This is a genomic window from Microbulbifer mixtoriginis (SeqCode), assembly GCF_052468275.1.
The window spans coordinates 3875007-3889044 of record NZ_CP174341.1 but is presented as its reverse complement, the minus strand read 5'-3'; the positions used below and the strand labels follow the sequence as shown (position 1 = coordinate 3889044).

Annotated in this window: 12 protein-coding genes and 2 tRNA genes; 12 read left to right on the top strand and 2 right to left on the bottom strand. The window is 52.8% G+C overall.

The features are described 5' to 3' along the window. Positions 1–76: 76 nt before the first annotated feature. The 12 genes from serC (at position 77) to ACJJIC_RS17000 (ending at position 13506) form a co-directional block, all read left to right on the top strand. Positions 77–1156, top strand: coding sequence for a 3-phosphoserine/phosphohydroxythreonine transaminase (gene serC / locus ACJJIC_RS17055; RefSeq protein WP_444909157.1), 1080 nt, complete (start codon positions 77–79; stop codon positions 1154–1156). A gap of 41 nt (positions 1157–1197) precedes the next feature. Beyond that, positions 1198–2301 carry a prephenate dehydratase gene (pheA, locus tag ACJJIC_RS17050; protein WP_252082383.1) on the top strand — a complete coding sequence of 368 codons (1104 nt, stop codon included), beginning with the start codon at positions 1198–1200 and terminating at the stop codon, positions 2299–2301. After that, positions 2301–4532, top strand: a complete 2232-nt coding sequence (locus ACJJIC_RS17045) for a bifunctional prephenate dehydrogenase/3-phosphoshikimate 1-carboxyvinyltransferase (RefSeq protein WP_445357490.1) — start codon at positions 2301–2303, stop codon at positions 4530–4532. Before pheA ends, ACJJIC_RS17045 begins: the two co-directional genes overlap by 1 nt. A 66-nt stretch (positions 4533–4598) precedes the next feature. Continuing rightward, the gene (gene cmk / locus ACJJIC_RS17040; RefSeq protein ID WP_444909159.1) at positions 4599–5288 is read left to right on the top strand and encodes a (d)CMP kinase; all 690 of its coding nucleotides are present in this window, start codon (positions 4599–4601) and stop codon (positions 5286–5288) included. A 173-nt stretch (positions 5289–5461) separates the two neighbouring features. Beyond that, on the top strand, positions 5462–7141 hold the full coding sequence (gene rpsA / locus ACJJIC_RS17035; RefSeq protein ID WP_252082377.1) for a 30S ribosomal protein S1: 1680 nt from the start codon (positions 5462–5464) through the stop codon (positions 7139–7141). A gap of 140 nt (positions 7142–7281) precedes the next feature. Further along, the gene (gene ihfB / locus ACJJIC_RS17030) at positions 7282–7590 is read left to right on the top strand and encodes an integration host factor subunit beta (protein ID WP_252082375.1); all 309 of its coding nucleotides are present in this window, start codon (positions 7282–7284) and stop codon (positions 7588–7590) included. Positions 7591–7705: 115 nt separating this feature from the next. Next, on the top strand, positions 7706–8014 hold the full coding sequence (locus tag ACJJIC_RS17025) for a lipopolysaccharide assembly protein LapA domain-containing protein (RefSeq protein ID WP_252082373.1): 309 nt from the start codon (positions 7706–7708) through the stop codon (positions 8012–8014). Position 8015: 1 nt separating this feature from the next. After that, a complete protein-coding gene (gene lapB, locus ACJJIC_RS17020) occupies positions 8016–9206 on the top strand; it encodes a lipopolysaccharide assembly protein LapB (protein WP_444909160.1) in 1191 nt (396 codons plus the stop codon). 47 nt (positions 9207–9253) lie between these two features. Next, positions 9254–9964 carry an orotidine-5'-phosphate decarboxylase gene (gene pyrF / locus ACJJIC_RS17015; protein WP_252082369.1) on the top strand — a complete coding sequence of 237 codons (711 nt, stop codon included), beginning with the start codon at positions 9254–9256 and terminating at the stop codon, positions 9962–9964. Positions 9965–10105: 141 nt separating this feature from the next. Then, positions 10106–10408: a ComEA family DNA-binding protein gene (locus tag ACJJIC_RS17010; protein ID WP_444909162.1), complete on the top strand. Its 303-nt coding sequence runs from the start codon at positions 10106–10108 to the stop codon at positions 10406–10408. 204 nt (positions 10409–10612) lie between these two features. After that, positions 10613–11491 carry an MraY family glycosyltransferase gene (locus tag ACJJIC_RS17005; protein WP_445357905.1) on the top strand — a complete coding sequence of 293 codons (879 nt, stop codon included), beginning with the start codon at positions 10613–10615 and terminating at the stop codon, positions 11489–11491. 65 nt (positions 11492–11556) lie between these two features. Then, positions 11557–13506, top strand: coding sequence for a polysaccharide biosynthesis protein (locus ACJJIC_RS17000; protein WP_445357489.1), 1950 nt, complete (start codon positions 11557–11559; stop codon positions 13504–13506). A 167-nt stretch (positions 13507–13673) separates the two neighbouring features. On the opposite strand, the gene ACJJIC_RS16995 is transcribed toward ACJJIC_RS17000, so the two are convergent. After that, positions 13674–13749 (bottom strand) — tRNA-Asn (locus ACJJIC_RS16995). A gap of 46 nt (positions 13750–13795) precedes the next feature. Beyond that, positions 13796–13871 (bottom strand) — tRNA-Asn (locus tag ACJJIC_RS16990). Positions 13872–14038 lie beyond the last annotated feature (167 nt).

The following is a 14038-nucleotide window of genomic DNA, read 5'->3' as shown; positions in this document are numbered from 1 at the left end:
TCTCTCAAGATGGTGTTTTGTGCGTCGGCATATCTAGTTGAATTTGAAACCATTTTTAGTTTGTGGAAATCAGGTCATGAGGAAATACAATTTCTGCGCTGGTCCAGCGGCTCTGCCGGAACCGGTCTTACAGCAGGCACAGCTGGAGCTGATGGACTGGCGGGGTCTGGGTTGTTCAGTAATGGAAGTTAGCCACCGCTCGCCGGAATTTGTTGAGGTGGCTGAGCGCGCGGAGCAGGACTTGCGCGATCTGCTCCAGGTGCCAGATAACTATAAGGTGCTGTTTCTGCAGGGGGGCGCTACCGGGCAATTTAGCGCGATACCCTGGAACTTGTTTGGCGCCGGCTCTAAGCAGGCAGATTTTATCCACTCGGGACAATGGGCCGCAAAAGCGATTAAAGAGGCCCGGCGCTATGGTGATGTGAATGTGGTTGCCTCTAGCGAGGACCGCAATTTCAGTTATGTGCCAGCGCAGAATAGCTGGCAGCAGAGCGAGGGTGCGGCCTATCTTCATTACACGCCCAACGAGACTATTGGCGGTATCGAGTTTGATTATGTTCCAGAAGTGGACTGCCCTCTGGTTGCGGATATGTCATCAAATATCCTTTCCTGCCCGATCGACGTGGAGAAGTTCGGTGTAATTTATGCCGGCGCGCAAAAAAATATCGGGCCCTCGGGAATTGCGGTCGCTTTAGTGCGCGATGATCTCCTGGATCGGGCGATGAAAGATATTCCGCGCAGTTTGAGCTGGAAAGTGGCAGCCGATGCCGGTTCAATGGATAACACCCCGCCCACATTTGCCTGGTACCTTTCCGGTCTGGTTTTCCAGTGGCTTAAGGCGCAGGGCGGGGTTGAAGCTATGGCCCAACAGGCCGCTAAAAAATCCTCGTTACTCTATGAGTTTCTCGATGGCAGCGATTTCTTTTCCAGTCCGGTAGAAAAGTCCAGTCGCTCGCGGATGAATGTCCCATTTGTGCTGGCCGATGAGCGCCTCGATAAACCGTTTTTACAAGAGGCTGAAGCAGCTGGGCTGTTGAGTTTGAAGGGGCATCGCTCTGTGGGTGGCATGCGCGCATCCCTTTACAACGCTGTGCCTTTTGAGGCGGTGAAGGCGTTAGTGACCTTTATGGCAGACTTTGAAGCCCGCAAAGGCTAGAGAGCAGACAATTATTAACTTCAGGAGAAAGTAGAAAGCGGATGACAGAGGAAACCGTGGGAGGCGACCAGCGCCTGCTGGAGCTGCGCAATCGTATTGATAGTATTGATTCAGAGATTGCGCGATTAATCAGCGAGCGAGCCAGTTGTGCACTGGAAGTGGCTGAAGTAAAGAAAGCGACAGGTGAGGATGCGCTCTACTATCGTCCTGAGCGTGAGGCGCAGGTACTGCGTCGCGCCATGGAGCGCAATGACGGCCCCCTGACGGATGAAGAAATGGCAAGGCTGTTTCGTGAGATTATGTCTGCCTGCCTTGCTTTGGAGGAGCCGGTCAAAGTGGCTTATCTCGGGCCAGAAGGTACCTTTACCCAGCAGGCGGCCCTGAAGCATTTTGGTAATTCTGCGCAGAGTCGTCCGCTGGCGGCCATTGATGAGGTCTTTCGCGAGGTGGAAGCCGGCGCCGTAAATTACGGTGTAGTGCCCGTGGAAAATTCCACTGAGGGTGTGATTAATCATACCCTGGACAACTTTATGAACTCCAACCTCAGTATCTGTGGTGAGGTGGAGCTGCGAATTCACCATCATCTAATGATTTCTGACGTGACCCGCCCTGAATCGATCACGCGGATTTACTCCCATGCTCAGAGTCTGGCCCAGTGCCGAAAATGGCTGGATGCACATTACCCGAACGTGGAGAGGGTGGCGGTTTCCAGTAATGCGGATGCGGCCAGGCGTGTTAAAGGGGAGTGGAACGCAGCGGCAATCGCCGGAGATATGGCTGCCGAATTATATGGTCTCAAAGTGCTCTCTGAGAAAATCGAGGACCGTCCGGATAACTCTACGCGCTTCTTGATCATTGGTACCCAGCGGGTGCCCGCCAGCGGCGATGACAAAACCTCCCTGATGGTCTCTATGCGCAATGAGCCGGGTGCGCTGCACGATTTGCTAGAGCCATTTCGCCGTTATGGAATCGATCTCACCAGGGTGGAAACCCGCCCATCCCAGTCTGGAAATTGGACCTATGTGTTTTTCGTAGATTTCAAAGGGCACCGGAATACAGATGATATTGCAGAGGCACTCAAAGAGGTTGGCGCCTGTGCCTCGGACCTGAAAGTGCTCGGGTCCTACCCGCGCGGTGTTCTGTGATGGAGAAGTCTCATATAGGTCGCTTATTGGTGGTTGGTGTCGGCCTTATTGGTGGTAGCTTCGCATTGTCCCTAAAGGCGGCGGGTGCCTGCCGTGAGGTGATCGGTGTCGCACTCCAAGAGGAGGTCTGTGAAGAGGCAAAGAAGCTGGGCGTGGTCGATCGTGCCTATACCAGTCTGCCGGAAGCGCTCGACTTGTTGGAGGAGGGAGACCTGGTTTTTATTGCTGTGCCAACCTTGGCGGTGGAGTCGGTGTTTGCGCAGTTGAAGGACAATCTGCCTGAAGGTGTAACGGTTACCGATGCTGCCAGTGTTAAGGGAAGTGTGCAACGCTCGGCGGAAAAGGTCTGGGGCAGGGTGCCGAACTTCCTGGTGCTAGGGCACCCGATTGCAGGCTCTGAGAAGAGCGGGGTTAGTGCCGCACGAGATGACCTTTATCGCGATCACCGTGTCATCCTCACTCCAGCTCCTGATACCGATGTCGATCGCCTGCGCTTGGTGGCTCAGGCTTGGCAGGCTGCAGGGTCTGAGGTGCTGACAATGTCGGTAGAAGAGCATGATGAGGTGCTGGCTGCAACCAGTCATCTACCTCATGTAATCGCCTTCAGCCTAGTGGATACCTTGGCCCACGACGCCGAGAATGAAAATATCTTTCGCTATGCTGCTGGAGGTTTTCGCGATTTTACCCGTATTGCCTCCAGCGACCCGGTGATGTGGCGGGACATTATGTTGGCCAACCGGGATGCCATTTTACAGTCGATCGATCTCTACAGTCTCAACCTCTCCTCACTGCGCAGTGCCATTTCCTCCGGTGATAGCGCGGCGCTGATGGGGGTTTTTACCCGCGCTAAAGCGGCGCGGGATCACTTTACAAAAATGTTGGCAAAACAAGCGTATTCAGAACCTATGCAAGCTAAGGAAGTAACTTTTATTGCCCAGCCGGGTGGCACAGTGAGTGGCAAACTCCGTGTTCCTGGAGATAAATCCATGTCTCACCGTTCAATAATGCTGGGCTCCCTGGCTGAAGGTGTGACAGAGGTGGAGGGATTCCTCGAGGGGGAAGATGCCCTCGCTACTCTGCAGGCTTTCCGCGATATGGGGGTGGTGATTGAGGGGCCGGACAAGGGCCGAGTGACAATACACGGGGTGGGACTTCATGGCTTAAAGGCACCGCCTGGCCCCCTATATCTGGGCAACTCCGGAACCTCTATGCGCCTGCTTGCTGGTTTGCTGGCGGGGCAGGGCTTCGACGTTACCCTAACCGGCGATGAGTCCCTCTCTAAGCGCCCTATGAATCGAGTTGCCAACCCATTGCGAGAGATGGGCGCGGCTATTGAGACTGGCCCTGAGGGGCGTCCGCCGTTATTGATCAAAGGCGGCAAGCCTCTGTCAGGGATCAATTACCGGTTGCCAATGGCAAGTGCCCAGGTGAAGTCTGCGGTACTACTTGCAGGCCTTTATGCAGAAGGTGAGACTAGTACCGAAGAACCGGCCCCCACTCGAGATCATACCGAGCGTATGCTGCAGGGCTTTGGTTATGCGGTGGAGCGAAATGGCGCCTGTGCGACCTTGCGTGGTAGTGGGGGGCTTAAGGCTTGCCGTATTGATGTGCCGGCGGATATTTCCTCTGCGGCTTTCTTTATGGTGGCTGCGGCTATTTCCCCGGGAGCCGATGTGATGCTGGAGCATGTGGGCATCAATCCCACCCGCGACGGGATTATTAATATCCTGCGAGCCATGGGTGGCGATATTGAGCTTTTAAATAAGCGTACTGTAGGGGGGGAGCCGGTTGCGGATATTCGGGTTCGCTATGCACCTTTAAAGGGGATTGCCATTCCAGAGGATCAGGTGCCACTGGCTATCGATGAATTTCCCGCACTTTTTATTGCTGCCGCTTGTGCCCAGGGGCAGACGGTATTGACCGGCGCCGAAGAGTTGCGTGTGAAGGAGAGTGATCGTATTCAGGCGATGGCTAACGGCCTTTCTGCCTTGGGGGTGAGCGCGGAGCCTACCGCGGATGGAATTGTAATCGATGGTTCTATTGAAGATGCTGTATTTTCAGGCGGCACTGTGGATAGTTTGGGGGATCATCGTATTGCGATGGCTTTTGCGGTGGCATCGTTGCGCGCAAAGGATACAATTCGCATCCTCCACTGCGCTAATGTGGCGACCTCCTTTCCAAATTTTGCCGAGCTGGCCGTCGGTGCAGGTCTAAATCTGCAGTTGGCATGACCTAAGGCATGAGTTAAGGAGGGGCCGGTTTGCGCGGCTTACAATGAAGTTGAGTTGTACAAAACTATGAATGAAACGAACAAGCTGCCACCGGTCGTCACAATTGATGGCCCCAGTGGTTCTGGTAAGGGGACTATCGCAAAGTTGCTGGCGGATAGGCTGGGCTTTGTTCTTTTGGATTCTGGTGCTCTCTATCGGGCTGCAGCTTTGGCGGCCCTGGAAAAAGAGGTGGATCTGGCCGATGAGGATTCTCTGACCCAGGTTGCCAGAGATCTGGATGTTCGCTTTCTGATCAGTGATGGTTGTCTGCAGGTCCTGCTGGAAGGGCGCGAAGTCAGCCATGAAATTCGTATGGAGCGGGTGAGTATGGCGGCCTCTACTGTCGCTGCCATTCCTGGGGTGCGCGCCGCACTGTTGCAGCGCCAGCGTGATTTTCGACTACAGCCTGGATTGGTTGCTGATGGCCGCGATATGGGTACGACCGTATTTCCCGATGCTCCAGTCAAAGTCTATTTGACCGCCAGTGCAGAAGAGCGCGCCAGAAGGCGCGAGGCTCAGTTGCGGGAGAAGGGGGTTTCTGTTAGCCTCCGCGACCTGCTGGAGGACATCCGTGCCCGTGATGCACAGGATATGAACCGAAAAGCCTCACCCCTGGCTCCTGCGAAAGATGCGGTAGAGCTCGATAGTACTGGGGTGACGATTGAAGAGGTTCTCAACGAAGTGCTGGCACTGGTGCAGAGGCGAATTGCGCCCTGAACCACAGAGGTCAGCAGCAGATAGTTTTTAACGATAACGGCCGGGTTTTGCCAGAATTGCCCGGCCGTTGTTGTAATCCGACCCGCGTTCTGGCATCGCGGTTGGGGTCTTGGCTGGCGGTTGACTAAACTCAACAGTTACCAACGGCTGGACCCAGCACTATAGGTAATGTAATGAGCGAGAGCTTTGCTGATCTATTTGAAGAGAGCCTGAAAAGCGTTGAAATGGCACCGGGCGCTATTGTTACTGGTGTTGTAATTGACGTAGACAAAGACTGGGTAACCGTTCACGCGGGCCTGAAGTCTGAAGGCGTTATCCCTGCTGCTCAGTTCGCCAACGATAAAGGCGAAGTTGAGCTGCAGGTGGGCGACGAAGTACAGGTTGCCCTGGAAGCTGTAGAAGACGGTTTCGGTGAAACCCGTCTGTCCCGTGAAAAAGCCAAGCGTGCTGAAGCCTGGAAAATCCTCGACGCAGCTCACGCAGCTGACGAAGTGGTTAAAGGTGTTATCAGCGGCAAGGTTAAGGGTGGCTTTACTGTCGACGTTGCCAATATCCGCGCATTCCTGCCCGGCTCTCTGGTCGATGTTCGCCCGGTTCGCGACACCGCGCACCTGGAAGGTAAAGAGCTCGAGTTCAAGGTTATCAAGCTGGATGCCAAGCGTAATAACGTAGTGGTTTCCCGTCGCGCTGTGATGGAAGCTGCAACCTCTGAAGAGCGTGAAGCGCTGCTGGAAAGCCTGCAAGAAGGCATGAGCATTAAGGGTATCGTTAAGAACCTGACCGACTACGGTGCTTTCGTAGATCTGGGCGGTATCGACGGCCTGCTGCACATCACCGATATGGCTTGGAAGCGCATCAAGCACCCAAGCGAGATCGTGAACGTTGGCGACGAGATCGAAGTAAAAGTACTGAAGTTCGACCGCGAGCGCAGCCGTGTATCCCTGGGCCTGAAGCAACTGGGCGAAGATCCTTGGGTATCCATCAAGCAGCGTTACCCAGAGAACAGCCGCGTGAAGGCGGTTGTAACCAACCTGACCGACTACGGCTGCTTCGCCGAGCTGGAAGAAGGTGTCGAGGGTCTGGTACACGTTTCCGAAATGGATTGGACCAACAAGAACATCCACCCCTCCAAAGTTGTCCAGGTTGGCGACGAGGTAGAGGTGATGATCCTGGATATCGACGAAGAGCGTCGTCGTATCTCCCTGGGTATCAAGCAGTGCCAGGAAAATCCGTGGGATGCCTTCGCGCGTAAATTCGCTAAGGGCGACAAGATCTCCGGTAAGATCAAGTCCATCACTGACTTCGGTATCTTCATCGGTCTCGACGGCAGCATCGACGGTCTGGTTCACCTGTCCGATATCTCCTGGAACGAAGCTGGCGAAGAAGCTGTTCGCAAGTTCAAGAAAGGCGACGAAATCGAGACTGTTATCCTGGGCATTGATTCCGAGCGCGAGCGCATCTCCCTGGGTATCAAGCAACTGGAGTCCGATCCGTTCTCCGACTACGTATCCACTAGCGATCGCGGCAGCATCGTCAATGGTATCGTGAAGGAAGTAGACGCTAAGCAAGCGGTAATCACCCTGGCGGATGAAGTTGAAGGCATTCTGCGTGCTTCTGAAATCAGCCGCGACAAGGTTGAAGACGCTCGCAACGTTCTGAAAGAAGGCGAAGAAGTAGAAGCTAAGATCACCAGCGTGGATCGCAAGAACCGCGTGATCAGCCTGTCTATCAAAGCCAAAGATCAGGACGACGAGAAGCAAGCCATCAAGGATCACAGCAAGAAGCAGTCTGAGCAGGTTCAGCCCGCTACTATCGGTGACCTGATCAAGGCACAGATGAGCAACAAAGATTAATAGTCTTTAAGTGTTCATTGCTCCAAGTTTAGTGCTTGGAGTGACCCGAAAGCCGGACTGGGGTTGCCCAGTCCGGCTTTCTATTAGATGATTGGCGCTCTACTCCAGAAAATCAATGACTTACAAAGGTTGCGGAGCGCATGACCAAGTCCGAACTGATCGAAAGGATTGCGTTGAGGTTGGATCAGCTGCCAGTTAAGGATGTAGAGCTGGCGGTGAAGGTGATGTTGGATACTATGTCTGACTCCCTGTCGCAGGGTGAGCGTATTGAGATACGTGGTTTTGGTAGTTTTTCCCTACACTACCGGGCGCCGCGCACTGGGCGTAACCCCAAGACGGGGGATGCTGTGGCGTTAGCGGGTAAGTATGTGCCTCATTTCAAACCGGGGAAAGAGTTGCGCGACAGAGTCAATCGCAGTATGCATGATGTGGTTGGGATCGAAGTATGATTGCATCTTAGGGCTTGCGGGATCAGAGGGGCAGCGCTCCTCGAGTGGCAGTACCGTTCGCCAGAAAATTCTATTGGCTATTAGAGTCACCCTTTAGTGGAACGTGGAGGTTCCCTTGTCATTTCTGCGCTGGCTGATGCACTTTATTTTCGGTCTTCTGGCCCTGGTATGCGTTGCTCTCGGAATTTATTTCGCGGTGGAAAACTCCCAGGTAATCTCCCCGGTTATTGCAGGCTACTCATTGCAGTCAGGCAGCGTTGGTGTTTGGCTTATCTGCATGTTGCTGCTGGGTGTCCTGCTCGGATTTCTCGCCAGCCTTTTGCCAATTTTTTCCCAGCGTCGCCGCGTGCGAGGTCTTAACAAGCAGCTGAAAAAGATGGAGCGCGAACTCCAGGCTGTTCATCATAAGGCTACCGGAGACTGACTTGCTGGACTTAGCCTATTTCTTCTTTTTACTGGCTGCGGTTGCAATCGGTTGGGTGCTGGGTCGAGGCAGTACCAGGAAAAAACCTGACTTTAGTGAGCAGGAGCAATCCCTCGCCCGCTCCTATGCTCAGGGGCTCAACTATTTACTCAGTGAGCATCCCGATGACACTATTGAGAAGTTTATTGATTCTCTTGAGGTAAGCCCGGTCACTTTCGATACACACCTGGCCTTGGGGAACCTCTTGCGTAGGCGAGGGGAGTACGACCAGGCTATTAGAGTGCATCAGAACCTGCTGGCGCGCCCTAGTCTATCAAGGCAGAGCCAGCACAAGGCCCAATTTGAGCTGGCTTGCGACTATATTGCTGCTGGTTGGTTGGATAGAGCCGAGCGACTATTACAAGAGCTGGTTGAGACTTCACAGGAGCTGCGTGCAACCAGCCTCGAGCACTTGATAGAAGTTTATAGGGATGAGAGAGAGTGGGCTAAGGCTATTCATGCAGTAAATCTACTGCATGGCCGTCGCTTTAAGCGGCTGTCAGCGGACTGGGCTCCTGTGCAGGCACACTTTTGCTGTGAGTTGGCTGAGGAGGCTATTACCGGCAAAGACTACTTGAGTGCGCGAAAGCATCTCGACGCGGCTTTAGGATATGATCGAAGTTCGGTCAGGGCTTGCCTGTTGTGGGCGCGACTCGAATACTTGCTCGGCAAGCAGCGAGATGCCATTAAAGTATTGCAGCGGATCCCCAAGCAAAGTCCAGACTATATCCCAGAGATTCTAGAGCTGTTAGTCACCTGCTACGTGGAGCTTAATGATGGGAAGGGGTTGGACCGCTATCTTGAGTCGCTTCTCAAGGAGCATCCTTCAAATAGTGTGTTGATTGCCCTGACTAGCAGAATTCAGGAGCAGGATAGCGAAGCTGCCGCTGCAGCTTTTATGGGAAAGCAGCTTGCTCTGCGTCCTTCTTTGCGAGGGCTTGGCCGCTTTCTGGACTTATATATAGGTACTGCGCAGGGTAGATCGAGGGAAAATCTCTCCCTACTGAAAGCGCTTGTCGATCAGTTGATCGCTAGTCGCCCACACTACCGGTGTAGCAACTGTGGTTTTTCTGGTAACCAGTTGCATTGGTTGTGCCCCAGTTGTAAGCACTGGGATTCTGTCCGATCAGTCAAAGGGATCGAGGGTGAGTGATCAGCTCCCTCGGCCACCGTATAACCTAATCCTTAAGAGGTATTTCTTTGCAGTCTCAAGTCTCCTCCCCAGTTATTGTTGCTCTTGACTATGACAGCGCTGATGCCGCGCTCTCCATGGCTGACCAGTTAGATCCGCTGCTTTGTCGGGTAAAGGTTGGCAAGGAGCTTTTCACTATTGCTGGGCCCGATCTGGTTCGTGCCCTTGTGGACCGCGGGTTTGAGGTGTTTCTAGACCTGAAATTTCATGATATTCCCAACACTGTCGCTGCGGCGGTTAAGGCGGCTGCGCGCATGGGGGTCTGGATGGTGAATGTGCATGCTAGTGGTGGAGAGCGCATGATGAGAGCGGCTGTAGATGCTCTGAGTGAATTTGGTGCTCGCAAGCCATTGTTGATTGGAGTTACTGTATTGACCAGTACCACCCCGGAAGAGCTGGCTGCCACTGGGGTTGCTAAACCGCTTCAGGAGCAGGTGCTAAATCTGGCTACACAAGCACAGTCTTGTGGTCTCGATGGCGTGGTCTGCTCTGCCCGTGAGGCTGAAGCGTTAAAAGCGGCTTGCGGCCCCGACTTTGAGCTGGTGACCCCGGGAATTCGTCCTGCGGGCAGTGATGCCGGCGATCAGCGACGGACTCTCACCCCTTCTGAGGCGCTGGATCAAGGTGCTGACCTCTTGGTGATAGGTCGACCTATTACTGCAGCAAAGAACCCCATGGTCGCCCTTCAAGACATATTGACTGAAATTGCAGGAAATTAAGGTTTGTTTGCCTAGACCGGGTGTGATGTAGTGTAATAGCCCTCGGGCAAAGTGTTGTTTGACCTGTTGGTATCATGTCCCGGCTTGGGGAGGTAGAGCTGTCCCAATGTGAAACTAGAACACTTTCACTGGGAGTCGAACATGATTAAAACTCATTCATTACTTTCTTTGCTGTTAGCTATTGCACTTTCATTTTTTTCCTCATCAGTAGTATTTGCCGATGGGGCTGAGAGTGAGCAGCAAGTTGCCTTTGAGGTCAATGTAAACAGTGCATCTGCTGGGGAGCTTGCTGGCAAGCTTCTTGGAGTTGGTGAGGCTAAGGCGCAGTTGATTATCGAGTATCGGGAACAATATGGACCCTTTACATCCTTGGATCAGCTTCTAAATGTCAAAGGGATTGGGGCGGCCACCCTGGATAAGAATCGTGAGCGCATTCGGTTGTAGCTGCTTCTGACTAGCGGTGGATTAAGGTCTTCTTTGCTGAGTGGGTAAGGGGTCTATGTCTACCTATTTGCTTAATCGGGCTAGAGAGAGGATTCAATCACCCCCTCTGCTGTGAATTTGGCGTCAGCACTTATTTGAGTTTTTAGTGTTGGCGCTATCTCACGCCAATCGTAGAGCATTGAGGAGAGAGGTTTAGTGGATCCGATGTCAGCTTGGTGGCTTCCCTTGCTAGCTGGAGGGGTTCTGAGTTATGGCGTGACGCTTGTCTTGCTGTTGCGCATGCGAAATTTGGCTTTAGATGTTCCTAATCACCGTTCAATGCACAGCGCTCCAATTCCGCGCACAGGCGGATGGGCACTGTTGGCGGGCTGCGGACTGGGCATAGCTGTAGGGCCTGCTTCCCTCCCGTTACCGGTTTATATGTCTTTTGTGTTGCTCCTTGCCGTATCTGCCATGGATGATATTAGGCATGTGGCGGCGAAGGTGCGTTTGGCTTTCCAGTTGATTGCTGCTTTGATGGTTGTCCTTGCGCTACCTGTAGGGCTGGAGTGGTGGTGGCTTCCCCTTTTTGTGTTGGGCGGGGCCTGGATGATCAATCTATACAACTTTATGGATGGTATAGATGGGTTTGCTGGCAGTATGACCGTGATCGGCTTCTCATCTCTTTGTCTGGCATTCCTCTTGGTGGAAGACTGGGAGTTGGCAGGGGTGTGTGTCTTATTCGTTGTGTGCGCATTAATTTTCTTGCGCTTTAACTGGCCTCCTGCGCAAATTTTCTTGGGAGATGCAGGGTCGACGTGCATTGGCTTGGCGGCGTTTACCTTAAGCTTATTTGGATGGCAGAGAGGGGCCTTTGAGTTATGGTTTCCAATCATTGTTTTTAGCCCTTTTTGGGTGGATGCCAGTATTACATTGTTGCGGCGAATGGCTAGCGGGCAGCGTTGGTGGGAGGCGCATCGAGAACATTTTTATCAACGCTTGGCTATTCGTATCGGGGTGGCAAAAGCGCTCTACCTGCAGCTGATTCTGATGATCGCAGCCTCTGCCCTGGCGTTCACTTTTTCTGCTTTCGCGGCAACTTGATTTCAACGGTCGCTTTTAATTGGCGCCACGGATTGGTTGATTTTTATGTATGGGGTAATCCTGTGATGGGAATTTGGCGAAAGCTGGAGAGGGCTAGGAAGCCGGTTTTGATGTTGCTGTTTGACTTGGCAATGCTGAGTGCTGCCTTTTTTATGGCGATGGCAATTCGATTGAATGGATTAGCTGAAGCCGTAACACTCCCAATGCTGGGTTGCTTGATTATTACGATCTGCTCTAGCAGTTTAATATTTCTAAAGCTCGGTCTTTACCGCACAGTTATCCGCTATATGGGGCAGAAAGCGGTTATTGCTGTGCTCCAGGGAGTTACCGCATCCTCAATTCTGCTTGCGGTTGCTTCTTATTTGACGACCGCAGGTGTCCCCCGCTCGGTTCCCGTAATTTACTGGTGTTTCGCGTTGATAGCAGTGGGGGGGTCTCGGTGGCTCGTCCGAATTTACTATCAAATGGCGTTGGAAATTCATAAAACGCGAGTGGCAATTTATGGGGCTGGTACTGCTGGCCTGCAAGTTTACAAGGCCCTGCTTCACGGTGAGGTCTACAAGCCGGTTGCCTTTTTTGATGATAACACCTCTAAGCAAAAGACCCTGATAGATGGTGTTATGGTCTACTCCCCTTCAAGCATACTTGATGTGGTCGCTGAGCATGATATTGCTGAAGTATTACTGGCGATGCCTGGTGTTCCAAAGCGCCGGCGCCGAGAAATAGCGAGAGGGCTCCGTGATCAGGGGTTGGTAGTCAAAGCTATTCCTGGTGTGGAGGAGCTGGTTGACGCAGCAGGCCGTACCGAAGATATGTCCCAAACCTATGAGAATGTATTGGGCAGGGCTCCGGTGGAGCCTGAGAAGGCTTTGATAGCTGGTTCCATTAGCGGCAAAGTAGTGCTGGTGACGGGCGCTGGCGGCTCTATTGGATCGGAGCTTTGCAGGCAGATTGCCCAGTGGGGCCCGGCTCATTTGGTGCTGGTGGAATCTTCAGAGTATGCGCTTTATCAAATGGAGCGCGAGCTTCGTCAGCAGCAGCAGGATGAGGGGTATCAACTTCGGGTGACCGCGCTGCTTGGTGATGTTCGGGATAGAGTCCGGATGGCGGATATCATCAAGGGTTTCTCGGTTAATACCATTTATCATGCCGCTGCTTATAAGCATGTTCCCCTGGTTGAGCAAAATGTTGTTCTGGGGGCGGACAATAATGTGCTGGGCACGTTGTCGGTTCTGGAGGCCGCGGAGGGTTCTAAAGTTGAGCAGTTTGTGCTGATCTCCACCGATAAGGCTGTACGCCCTACGAACGTAATGGGGGCTACCAAGCGTTTCGCGGAGTTGGTGTGCCAGGATTATGGGCGTCGCTCTACTCAAATGCGGGTTTGCATGGTGCGCTTTGGTAATGTGTTGGGGTCTTCGGGTTCGGTGATACCCCTGTTTACGGATCAGATTAATGCGGGCGGTCCTGTCACTGTAACCCATCCAAAAGTAACGCGTTACTTTATGACTATCCCTGAAGCGGCTCAGCTTGTATTGCAGGCAGGCAATATGGGGCGCAATGGCGATGTATTCGTTCTGGATATGGGGGAGCCAGTCCTTATATATGACCTTGCTGAGCGGCTAATTAGGGTTATGGGACACTCTGTGAAGGATGATAGAAATCCTGATGGGGATATTGAGATTCAAGTGACAGGTTTGCGTCCTGGGGAAAAGCTCTATGAAGAGCTGCTACTCGGTGACAATGTGTTGGGCACTGATCACTCGATGATAATGCGTGCGGAAGAAGAGTTTTTGGAGCCTGGGGTCTTGCAGCGATTGATTGCAGGGTTGAGGCAGGCTTGCGTAGAACATCATTGTGAAAGGGTTCATCAGATTTTGTCTGAGGCGGTAAGTGGTTACACCTCAAAGCAAGGTTTGGTCGATGCTGTTTGGTCCCGGTCTCGCACTGTGAAGCCCCAGATAAAAATGGCCACGGTGGAGCGTCTTCCTGTTACCAGTGAGGGCGGCTTGCACTAGCTTGCCAGGTAAGCTGTTAGATGAGCTCCTGATTTTGGGGGCTTGTAAGTCCTAGGGTGGAATATAGGTAAAAGCCATTCTGCCCATGGGGTGAGGGAAGTGCGGTGAAGTATGAAGAAAGTGAATAAGAAAAAACCCCGCATAGCATGCTATGCGGGGTTTTTGTTTGGCTCCGCCTGCTGGGCTCGAACCAGCGACCCAATGATTAACAGTCATTTGCTCTACCAACTGAGCTAAGGCGGAATTTAATCTAACTTATAGAGCGCAAATTAAGCTGCGCTTTGAAATTTGGCTCCGCCTGCTGGGCTCGAACCAGCGACCCAATGATTAACAGTCATTTGCTCTACCAACTGAGCTAAGGCGGAATATCTTTTCGGCTGTGCCGTTGAGATGGCGCGTATATTATAGAGCACTCCTGGCGAGGTCAACCCCTTTTTTGATCTTTAACTAATTGATTTGTCAGGAAATTATTTATTTGGCCTGTGCGCAAAATGCCTCAGGTCTGGGTGGGGCGGGGTAGGACGCTATTCTC